Origin of the sequence: Pseudomonas sp. AP42, from assembly GCF_001728935.1 — a bacterium.
GTDB classification, from domain to species: Bacteria; Pseudomonadota; Gammaproteobacteria; order Pseudomonadales; family Pseudomonadaceae; genus Aquipseudomonas; species Aquipseudomonas lactis.
The window spans coordinates 1-9,510 of record NZ_LYSO01000172.1 but is presented as its reverse complement, the minus strand read 5'-3'; the positions used below and the strand labels follow the sequence as shown (position 1 = coordinate 9,510).

At 60.5% G+C, this 9,510-nt stretch carries 8 protein-coding genes; 2 read left to right on the top strand and 6 right to left on the bottom strand.

What is annotated here, in order from left to right:
* Positions 1 to 141 precede the first annotated feature (141 nt).
* The 5 genes from A7K61_RS29585 to A7K61_RS29565 all read right to left on the bottom strand — a co-directional run bounded on the left by A7K61_RS29585 (position 142) and on the right by A7K61_RS29565 (position 6,225).
* A complete protein-coding gene (locus A7K61_RS29585) occupies positions 142 to 2,700 on the bottom strand; it encodes a TonB-dependent receptor (protein WP_069558943.1) in 2,559 nt (852 codons plus the stop codon).
* A 126-nt stretch (positions 2,701 to 2,826) separates the two neighbouring features.
* The gene (locus A7K61_RS29580) at positions 2,827 to 3,795 is read right to left on the bottom strand and encodes a FecR domain-containing protein (protein WP_069558942.1); all 969 of its coding nucleotides are present in this window, start codon (positions 3,793 to 3,795) and stop codon (positions 2,827 to 2,829) included.
* Positions 3,792 to 4,331, bottom strand: a complete 540-nt coding sequence (locus tag A7K61_RS29575; RefSeq protein WP_047710278.1) for an RNA polymerase sigma factor — start codon at positions 4,329 to 4,331, stop codon at positions 3,792 to 3,794. The genes A7K61_RS29580 and A7K61_RS29575 overlap by 4 nt, the downstream gene beginning before the upstream one ends.
* Before the next feature lie 208 nt (positions 4,332 to 4,539).
* Positions 4,540 to 5,412 (bottom strand): dihydrodipicolinate synthase family protein, encoded by an 873-nt coding sequence (locus A7K61_RS29570; protein ID WP_044272736.1) that lies wholly within the window; start codon positions 5,410 to 5,412, stop codon positions 4,540 to 4,542.
* A gap of 30 nt (positions 5,413 to 5,442) precedes the next feature.
* The gene (locus A7K61_RS29565) at positions 5,443 to 6,225 is read right to left on the bottom strand and encodes an aldolase (protein WP_044272738.1); all 783 of its coding nucleotides are present in this window, start codon (positions 6,223 to 6,225) and stop codon (positions 5,443 to 5,445) included.
* 160 nt (positions 6,226 to 6,385) lie between these two features.
* Here A7K61_RS29565 and A7K61_RS29560 point away from each other — a divergent pair, with 160 nt between their 5' ends.
* Complete coding sequence (locus A7K61_RS29560) at positions 6,386 to 6,913, top strand: helix-turn-helix domain-containing protein (protein WP_032893083.1); 528 nt, start codon at positions 6,386 to 6,388, stop codon at positions 6,911 to 6,913.
* A gap of 62 nt (positions 6,914 to 6,975) precedes the next feature.
* Here the strand turns inward: A7K61_RS29560 and A7K61_RS29555 are convergent, their stop codons facing one another.
* The gene (locus tag A7K61_RS29555) at positions 6,976 to 7,992 is read right to left on the bottom strand and encodes a DUF4917 family protein (RefSeq protein ID WP_069558941.1); all 1,017 of its coding nucleotides are present in this window, start codon (positions 7,990 to 7,992) and stop codon (positions 6,976 to 6,978) included.
* 123 nt (positions 7,993 to 8,115) lie between these two features.
* On the opposite strand from A7K61_RS29555, the gene yiaY reads away from it, so the two are divergent.
* Entirely contained in the window at positions 8,116 to 9,264 is a 1,149-nt protein-coding gene (yiaY, locus tag A7K61_RS29550; RefSeq protein WP_069558940.1) for an L-threonine dehydrogenase, read from the top strand.
* Positions 9,265 to 9,510: the final 246 nt, after the last annotated feature.

The window sequence follows — 9,510 nt, the reverse complement described above, 5'->3', positions numbered from 1 at the left end:
CGGGGCGCCTAAGATCAAAAGCAGATCAAGATCAAGGGCGGCTCGCTTCGCATCGTGGTTACCGTCGACCGTTACAGCATTATGTAGATACTCATGGCTATCGCAGGCAAGCCCGCTCCCACAGTTGGAATACGTGCGTGGTTAGAAGAACCGCGTCACGCTGATCTTCGCATCACGCCCTTTGGTGTACGCCCGGTCGCCGCTCAAGGCTGGGCGGAAGTTTTTGTTGAAGAGGTTGTCCACGGTGAAGTTCACCTCGGTGCCTTTGAGGTATGCCTGCTGCGGTGTCCATTTGGCGAACAGGCCCTGGGTGTTGTAGCGCTTGTTGCCGTACTGGTCGTAGAACAGATCGCCGATGCTGGAGCCTGGGCCGCCGGAGTATTTGTCGCTGGGCAGGCGGTCGGTGGCGCCGATGAATTGGCCCATCCAGCCCACTTGGGCATCCCAGGCCGGGATGTGGGTGCCCAGTACCAGCACCCATTTGGTCGGCGGGATGTCTCGTGCGGCTACGTCCGGGCCCCAAGGGTTGGTGTAGGCGCCTTGGTGCTGGCCCTTGGCATAGGCGAACGACACCGAGCCAAACAGGTAGGTGGAGTTGTAGATCGACTCAAGCTCGACACCCTTGATGGTCAGGCTGCCGATATTGCGGTAGTTGGACATCGGCCCAGGCGGGCACGCTGAAGCGATGCTGCCGCCGTTGACAGCCTGGTTCTGGCAGCCTACGCCGGTGGCCTTGAAGATCTCGTCTTCGACCTTGTTGTGGAACAGGGTGGTGCGCAGTTGCAGGTTGTCGTCCTGGGCGATCAGGTTGTCGAAGCTGGTGATGTTGCCCAGGGTGATCGAGGTGATGCGCTCCGGGTCCAGGTCGACGCTGGTGGCGGTGCGGCTGCCCACGCCCTGCACTTCGTATTGTTCGTCGATTACCGGGGCGCGCCAGGTCTGGCTCCAGTTGGCGAACAGCCCCACATTCGGCGTCACGGTCCAGAACAGCGCCAGGCGTGGCGACCAGCCGGTGTAGGTGCGGTCGCTGTAGTCGTGACCCACTGCTGGGTTGGGGTTGTTGTAGTAGGGCGCATCGTTGCCTTCGCCGCGGTTGCGCACATGGTCATAGCGCAGCGACGGTGTGATCGTCACGTCGCCCAACGTCACCGCATCCTGGATAAAGAAGCTGTTGGTATCGACTTTGCCGTGGGGCATGAAACCCGGCTGGAAGTGCCCGTAGTTGTAGCGCGGTGTGTTGTAGGTGGCGCCGGGCATCCACATTTCGGTTTCGCGGGTGTGCTTGCGCACTTGCCCGCCGACCGTCACGGCATGCTGCAAAGGGCCGGTGTCGAACAGGCTGACGTTACGGATATCCAGGAGCTTGTCGGTGTAGGCGGTGTCCATCTTGCGCCCGCCGGTGGCCAACTGGAAAAACGCCGTGGCGTCACGCTCATCGGTCTGCTCGGTGTTGGACTGGGAGTACTTGATGGTCAAGTCCACCAGCGGGTTGTCCAGCGGCTGGTATTCATACTTGCCCGACCAGGTGGTGTCGACCGTGTCACGATGAGCGAGAAAACGCTTCAACGCGCCTTCGTAGCCGTAGCGGTCGATGTTGAACTGGGTGGGCGGTGTGGGGTAGCTGGCGGCGGAAAACGGCGTCCAGCGGTTGCTGTGGGAGCGTGAGTACGACAGCCCGACACTGTGCTCATCGGTAAAATGCGCGTTGACCTTGAACAGCTTGCCGTCCACATCCTGGGCGCTGTTGGGCAGGCGCTGGGGGTTGATCGGGTACTCATTGTTGTCGTTGGGCAACTTGGCGGCCACTTTCATATCGCCGCCGTCGCGTTGGGTCAGGTAGGCCAGCGCATCGAAACGGCCATCGTCGGTGCGGCCGTACACGGCACTGCTGTAGACCTGCTCATGGTCGTTGCTGGAGTAACCATATTTGAGCATCGCACCGCTGTTGCGGCCGTCCTGGAGCAGGTCCGGGGCGTCCTTGGTGACCATGTTGACCGTGCCGCCGAAGCCGCCATTGCCGGTGAACGGCGAGTTGGGGCCTTTTTCCACTTCGATGCGCTTGATCAGCTCGGGCTCGATAAACACCGTGCCTTGCTGGTAACGCTCAAAGCCCGTCTTGGTGGCACCGTCAACGGTCAGCGGCACGTCTTCGGCATCGCCGAACCCACGGATGTTGATGGTCTGGCCACCGGGTTTCAGCGAGCCGCCCTGGCTGACACCGGGCAAGGTCTGCAACAGGCTGGGGATGTTATTGGACTGGTAGCGGTCGATGTCGGCCTGGGTCAGGGTGGAGCGGTTGACGGTGCTGGCGTTCACCTCATTGCCGGTGCCGATCACGCTCAGGGTGTCCAACTGGATCGCGCCACCGCTGGTGGTTTTGCCCGCATCGGGGCGCACCACGTAGGTACTGCCGACCTTGAGCAGGATGAGTTCGCCGTTTTTGAGCAGGGAGCGAATGGCTACTTCCGGGGTGTAGTCACCGTCAAGCGCCGGCGCCTGCACGTTCTTGAGCAGGGTTTCATCGAACAGCAGCTGGATTTTCGCCTGCTGGGCCACCTGGCTCAGGGACGTGGCCAACGGCTGAGCCGGCAGGTGCAGCTTGAACGACTCGGCCTCGGCGCTGAGGCTCAAGGCCAGGCACGTAGCCATGAGTGTCGGTCGAAGAAACAGGTGCGAAGCGTGGCAAGGCGCGCGAAACATGAAATCCCCCGGAGCGGCTAAATAGCCAAAAAGGTGTGCGTATCAAACACAGACAGGAGGAAGACGGGGCAGGCAAAAAAAACCACACATGCGAATGCAAAATATTCTCATGTGTGAGGTTGCCGTCTATTTGCTCGGCTCGATTCTTATCGTGCCATCGGCCGAGAGTACGGTTTTCACCGGCAACAGCGCGGGCATGGCGTTGAGCAGGGCGTCTGGGTCATTCACGTCAAGGTTGCCCGATACCTTGAGTTGCGCGACGGCCTTGCTCACCTGCAACGACGTCTGCGGGCGGTACAGGCTCAGCTCGTCGATCAGGCTGGCCAGTTCGCGATTGCGAAATGACAAGTGCCCGCTGCGCCAATCGGCGACCTCTTCGGCGCTGAGGGTTTGCGGTTGCACGGTGCCTTTGGCGTAGTTGTAGGAGGCCCGCTGCTGGGCGCCGAGCAGGGTGGCGGAGCTTTTGCCATTTGGCGCGAAAGCGACCTGGCCATGGGCAACGCTGACCACCAATTGCTGCTGCCCGCGGCGCACATCCAAAGCAGTGCCCACCACCCGTACGCTCGACTCGCCGGCTTGCACGTAAAGGGGGCGCTCCTTGTCGGCGGCCACTTCGATGTACAGCTGGCCTTTGTCCAGGTGCAGCACCCGTTGATGGGCGCTGAAGTCCACGCGGATATGGGTATTGGCATTTACGTACAAGGTGCTGCCATCCGGCAGATTCAACGTGCGCATGCCTTTGGCATGGGTGGCCACCTGGCTGTGATACAGCTCGCGCGGCGCGCCGAGCGAGGTCGCCAGCACGGCGCACACCAAGGCAGCGGCCACCGCCAGGGCAGGGCGCCAGAGGTTGGGCTTGCGCTGGGGCAGTGCCAGCGGTTTGTTCAGTTGTTGCAATTGGGCGAGGTCGGCCCACAGCTGTTCGAATTCGGCATAGGCGCGCGCATGCGCGGGCACCGCTTGCCAGGCGGCAAAGGCTTTACGGTCGGCGCGGCTGACTTCGTTGCGGTTGCGTGCAAACCAACTGGCGGCTTGGGCGTCGATGCAATCGCTCGCTTGGCTGTCCAGCGCGTTTGTGTCGCTCGGGCGGTTCATTCTGGCTGCTCCGTGCCGGTGTCGGGTTGAAGGCGTCGCTTGCAGTGCAACAAGGCAAAGGCGATGTGCTTTTCCACCATGCTGGTGGAGATGCCCATGCGCGCTGCGATCTGCGCCTGGCTCAAGCCTTCGAAGCGGTGCAGCATAAGGGCTTCTCGGCGGCGGGGCGAGAGTTCGGCGAGGACTTCTTTCAACTGCTCCAGGCGTTGCAGGCGCAGGGCGGCAGCCATGGGGTCGTTGTGCTCGTCAGTGAGCGGCTCGGCAGCCATTTCGGCATGATCAGGGTGGACGGTTTGCCGTACTTTCTGTTTGCGCCAATGATCGCGCAGCAGATTGCGCGCCATCTGGAACAGAAACGCCCGTGGCTGCTCGACCTTGGCACGGTCGCGGTAGCCCAGCCATTGCGTAAACACATCCTGGGCCATGTCCGCCGCGTCGCTGGCGTTGTCCGTGCGTTTACGCAGGAAATACAGAATGTCTGCATAAAACCCGCGACAGGCATCGGCCGATGGCGGGTCGGGCTGGGGACGAGACATGGATATCCTTCTTGACGAAGCACGGCTTGGAAAAGCCGTGAATGATATCGAGAACTATTGTCATTTGTCTCTATGTAAGTGCCATCTACTGTAGGAGGTAGGAGCGAGCTCGCTCGCGAAAAACTAACAGGCGACACGAGCACCCAGATGGGCTGCGTTATCGTTGGCGTTCTTCGCGAGCAAGCTCGCTCCTACAGGGGGCGGGTGTTTACGTCAGAAGTGTTTTCAGTTGCTCGATCCCTGCTTCGCCCAGAGGGAATACCGGGAGGCGTGGGTTACCCACTTCCAAGCCGGTCAAGCGCAACCCGGCCTTGATCGTCGCCGGCAGCCCGCCTTTGAGGATGAATTGCAGCAAGGGCAACTGTCGGTAGAACAGCTCGCGTGCCTTGTTCAAGTCATCGGCCAGTACGGCCTGATATAGGCTCAGGTTCAGTTGCGGGATCAGGTTCGGCGCGGCGGTGCACCAGCCTTTGGCACCAGCCGCGAAGGCTTCCAGTGCCAGCGGGTTGCAGCCGTTGTAGAACGGCACGTCACTTTGCAGTTTCAACTGGTGCATGCGCTGGATGTCGCCAGTGCTCTCCTTGACCATGGTCACGTTCTCGACCTGCTTGAGAATCCTCAGGATCAACTCCACCGACATGTCGGTGCCGCTGGTGGCCGGGTTGTTGTAGAGCATGATCGGTACGCCGATGCTGTCGCCGATCGCGGCGTAGTGGGCGAGGATTTCCGCTTCACTGAGTTTCCAGTACGAGGCCGGTAGCACCATGACCACATCGGCGCCGTGCTCTTCGGCGTAGCGGGCGCGGCGCACGGCCTTGGCGGTGGTGAGGTCGGACACGCTGACAATGGTCGGCACGCGCTTGGCGACCTTCTTGATGCTGTAGGCGCTGACTTCATCCCACTCGGCATCGCTCAGGTAAGCGCCTTCGCCCGTGCTGCCCAAGGGCGCGATGGCGTGGACGCCGCTGTTGATCAAGCGGTCGATGGAGTGCCCGAGGGCGTCGAGGTCAACGCGTTGGCCGTCGGCACTGAAGGGGGTGATGGTGTAGCCGATGATGCCGTGAATGGTTGGGCTGGACATGGGGAAAACTCCGGTCGAAAAAGGGGGCAATCAGTTCAGGCAATCGGCGTGCTTGCGCAGGTTTTGCCGGGCGTAATAGTTGAACGCGGCGCCGTGGCGCTTGGGCTTGGAGATCCAGTCATGGGCCTCGCGCCCCAGCTCAGGCAGGATCGGTTTGACGCTGCCCGCAGACATCGCCAGCAACTGCAACTTGGCAGCCCGTTCGATCAGCTGCGCAATCACGCAGGCTTCTTCGATGTTGGCCCCCGTGGACAACTGCCCGTGGTGCGAAAGCAGGATGGCGCGCTTGTCGCCCAGGGCCGTGGTGATGATTTCCCCTTCTTCATTGCCCACCGGCACGCCGGGCCAGGCTTGCAGGAAAGCGCAGTCTTCGTACAGCGGGCAAAGGTCCATGTGCGACACCTGCAGCGGTACTTCCAGCATCGACAGCGCGGCGATGTGCGTGGGGTGGGTGTGGATGATGCAGTTTACATCCGGTCGGCCGCGGTACACCCAAGTGTGAAAACGGTTGGCGGGGTTGGGAATGCCGTGGCCTTCCAGCACCTCCAAGTCTTCGTTGACCAGCAGCAGGTTGCTGGCGGTGATTTCGTCAAAACCCAGGCCCAGTTGCTGGGTGTAGTAGGTGCCAGGCGTTGGCCCCCGTGCGGTGATCTGCCCGGCCAGGCCGGAGTCGTGGCCGTACTCGAACAGGATTCGGCAGGTCAGCGCCAGCTTTTGCCGGTCGGTCCACGTATTATCTGCCAGGCTGTTTTGCATCTGGCTCAGTGCTTGCTTGACCAGTTGGTCTTTTGGGAGTGCTAATGTCTTGGCCATATCGGTGTCCTTTGGGTGGTTCAATGGACGTCGGATTTGCTGGTCGCCCGCTGCTCGCAAGGTCGTTGGGTGAATGCAAATGACACTAAAGATGCTATATGACACTTTGTGTCATTGGCAAGCCTGTCTCATCGCTTTCTGCATGGATTAACCGCAGCAAATGTCTATCCGCTTGAAAATATTAAGAAAAAAACTTGGCGTAACCTTGGAGGCCCTGGCCGAAAAATCCGGGATGACCAAGAGTTACCTGTCGAAAGTCGAGCGCGGGCTCAATACGCCGTCCATCGCTGCGGCGTTGAAACTGGCCAAGGCACTGAACGTGAAGGTCGAAGAGCTGTTCAGCGAAGACAACGTCAGCCTCGACAGCTACAGCCTGGTGCGCAGCCATGAACGGCCCGACACCTCGCCGGGTTATGCGGTGCTGGCCCATCAAGTCAGCGAACGCAGCCTGTTGCCCTTCATCATCTACCCGCCGGCGGAGTTCACCGACAAGACCTTCAAGGAGCACCTGGGGGAGGAGTTTTTATTCGTGCATGAAGGCCAGGTGGAAGTGGATTTCATGAACGAGCGCGTGCTGCTGGAGCGCGGCGATGCGCTGCATTTCAACGCGCAGAAACCCCACCGGATTCGCTCGGTGGGAGAGGTGCAGGCGCAGTTGCTGGTGGTGGTGCACAGCGCTGAGGAGTGAGCCTTCTTACTCATTGAAATGCAGTCAATGTGGGAGCAAGCAAGCCAGCTCCCACATTTTGATCAGCGTTCCACAGGGACTGATAGTGCCGGATTGCCCAGCGGATGCGTACGCGCCGCAAAGAATTTCAGCGTTACACCACTGCCCTCGAACAACTCCGAATACCGCCGCTTCTGCTGGCGAATAAACCCATCACTGCGCCCCGACACCGAGATCGCCAGGGTGCTGATGCTGGCCTGGCCAATAGCATCCACCAGGTGTTTATCCTGCGGCCCCAAGTCATGGCCGAAGATGCACAGTGCGCCTTCATGGCTCAACAGCTGTTCATAACAGAACGACAGATAATCCGAACTGCGGATGCTTTTGAGCTTCTCCTGCACCTTGCCTTCACTGACAAACAGCGGCACATCGTCGAGGGTTTTGATCGTGTTGTTAATGGCAAAACTGCTGAGCAGGGTGCTGTCAGTGGACGGCAATTTACGCGCTGTGCCGTCAAGGTTGCGCACCAGATGCAAGCCGCCGTGCAGGTACAGGATGCGGGTGGCGTCGGTGTGCGTATTACGCAGGTCGAAGCTTGAGTCGGCGCTGCGAAACAGGTCGTCGATGCCCGGTGCGTGCAGGGTCGCCCAGTAGTTGAGCAAGTCGTAGTTACTGGTGAAGACGGTGGCGTAGGTGGCCAATTCTGCGTGGATCGTCGCCAGCGTCGACGGCTGCACCAGGCGCCAGGGAATGTGCACGGTATGGATGGTGTTAATCAACGCTTCCTTGATCGCGTAGTAGCGGTTACGCGGCGCCGCCGAACTGACCGCCAGGGCCTTGTTGACCCGGCTGGTGGTTTTCAAGGCGCCGAGGGCTTGCTCGAAACTGCGGGTTTGCAACGCGTCGAACACGCTGAGTTCGGAGGGGCTCAGGGGCTTTTCTTCGACGGTACGGGCGTTTTCGAACAGCGAGTCGTAGGCGAAGTCTTCCCAAATCGTGCGGCTGGCGCCGTTACCGATCAGAATCCCGCTGAAGTCGACGGCAGCGCGCAGGGCACTCCAGTCTTCAAGGTGGGCGTCAATATCCTGGAAATCCTTCATTGCGGCGGGTCTACTCGAAATCGGCTGGGGGGTGACTTTATCACGAGCCGGCATTGATCCTGATCAAGATGCGCCACGCGGTACAGGTTGATTCTGTCGGCATAAAGCCTTTGAGGATTGACCATGAGCAGCACGTTTTTCATCCCCGCCGTCAACATCATGGGCATCGATTGCCTCGACGAAGCGATGACCGCCATTCGCAACTACGGCTTCGGCAAGGCGTTGATCGTCACCGACGTCGGCCTGGCCAAAGCTGGTGTGGCTGGCATGATCGCCGAGAAGCTGGCGATGCAGGATATCGACTCGGTGATCTACGACGGCGCCAAGCCCAACCCCAGCGTGGAAAACGTCGAAAAAGGCCTGGCGCTGCTGCAACAGAGCGCCTGCGATTTCGTCGTGTCCCTGGGCGGCGGTTCGCCCCATGACTGCGCCAAGGGCATCGCCCTGTGCGCTACCAACGGCGGGCGCATCGGCGACTATGAAGGCGTCGACCAATCGAGCAAGCCACAATTGCCGCTGGTGGCCATCAATACCACCGCTGGTACGGCCAGCGAGATGACGCGTTTTTGCATCATCACCGACGAAAGTCGCCACGTAAAAATGGCCATCGTCGATCGCAACGTCACGCCGTTGCTGTCGGTCAACGACCCGGCCCTGATGGTCGGCATGCCCAAGGGCCTCACCGCCGCCACGGGCATGGATGCGCTGACCCACGCCATCGAAGCCTACGTGTCCACCGCTGCGACACCGATCACCGACGCCTGCGCGATCAAGGCCATCGAATTGATCAGCGCCAACCTGCGCCTGGCGGTCCGCGACGGCACTGACAAGGCTGCACGGGAGAACATGGCTTACGCACAATTCCTCGCCGGCATGGCCTTCAACAATGCGTCCCTGGGGTTTGTGCATGCCATGGCCCACCAATTGGGCGGCTTGTACGACCTGCCCCACGGTGTGTGCAACGCGGTGCTATTGCCCCATGTACAAAGCTTCAACGCCAGCGTCTGCGCCAAACGCCTGAGCGACGTGGGCCGGGCCCTTGGTGCGGATATCAAGGGCATCACCGTAGAAGAGGGCGCCCAGACCGCGATTGCGGCGATTCGTAGGTTGTCCCAGGACGTGGAAATTCCTGCTGGTTTGCGTGAGCTTGGCGCTAAGTTGCAGGACATTCCGTTGCTGGCCAGCAATGCGCTGAAGGATGCCTGCGGGCTTACCAACCCTCGGCGGGCGGATCAGCGTCAGATTGAGGAGATCTTTCGGAGCGCTTTTTGATAGGCATAGGTAGTTACACAACGTTGGCGCGATGCTGGATTTGCTCCCGTGACGCCCTGACAGCCGACGCTTATCTACCTGCTGCCCCGCGATCAAACTGTGGGAGCTGGCTTGCCTGCGATGGCGGCCTGACAGTCAACACCAATCTACCTGACACCCCGCAATCCGACTGTGGGAGCGGGCTTGCTCGCGAAGGCGGCCTGGCAAGCGACACTGTTATAGCGAGTACATATCCATTGCTGCGGT

What these genes read in the sequence shown, in the direction of transcription:
- A7K61_RS29585 (WP_069558943.1), bottom strand. Translation starts at nt 2,700, where the DNA reads ATGTTTCGCGCGCCTTGCCACGCTTCGCACCTGTTTCTTCGACCGACA.
- A7K61_RS29580 (WP_069558942.1), bottom strand. Translation starts at nt 3,795, where the DNA reads ATGAACCGCCCGAGCGACACAAACGCGCTGGACAGCCAAGCGAGCGAT.
- A7K61_RS29575 (WP_047710278.1), bottom strand. Translation starts at nt 4,331, where the DNA reads ATGTCTCGTCCCCAGCCCGACCCGCCATCGGCCGATGCCTGTCGCGGG.
- A7K61_RS29570 (WP_044272736.1), bottom strand. Translation starts at nt 5,412, where the DNA reads ATGTCCAGCCCAACCATTCACGGCATCATCGGCTACACCATCACCCCC.
- A7K61_RS29565 (WP_044272738.1), bottom strand. Translation starts at nt 6,225, where the DNA reads ATGGCCAAGACATTAGCACTCCCAAAAGACCAACTGGTCAAGCAAGCA.
- A7K61_RS29560 (WP_032893083.1), top strand. Translation starts at nt 6,386, where the DNA reads ATGTCTATCCGCTTGAAAATATTAAGAAAAAAACTTGGCGTAACCTTG.
- A7K61_RS29555 (WP_069558941.1), bottom strand. Translation starts at nt 7,992, where the DNA reads ATGAAGGATTTCCAGGATATTGACGCCCACCTTGAAGACTGGAGTGCC.
- yiaY (WP_069558940.1), top strand. Translation starts at nt 8,116, where the DNA reads ATGAGCAGCACGTTTTTCATCCCCGCCGTCAACATCATGGGCATCGAT.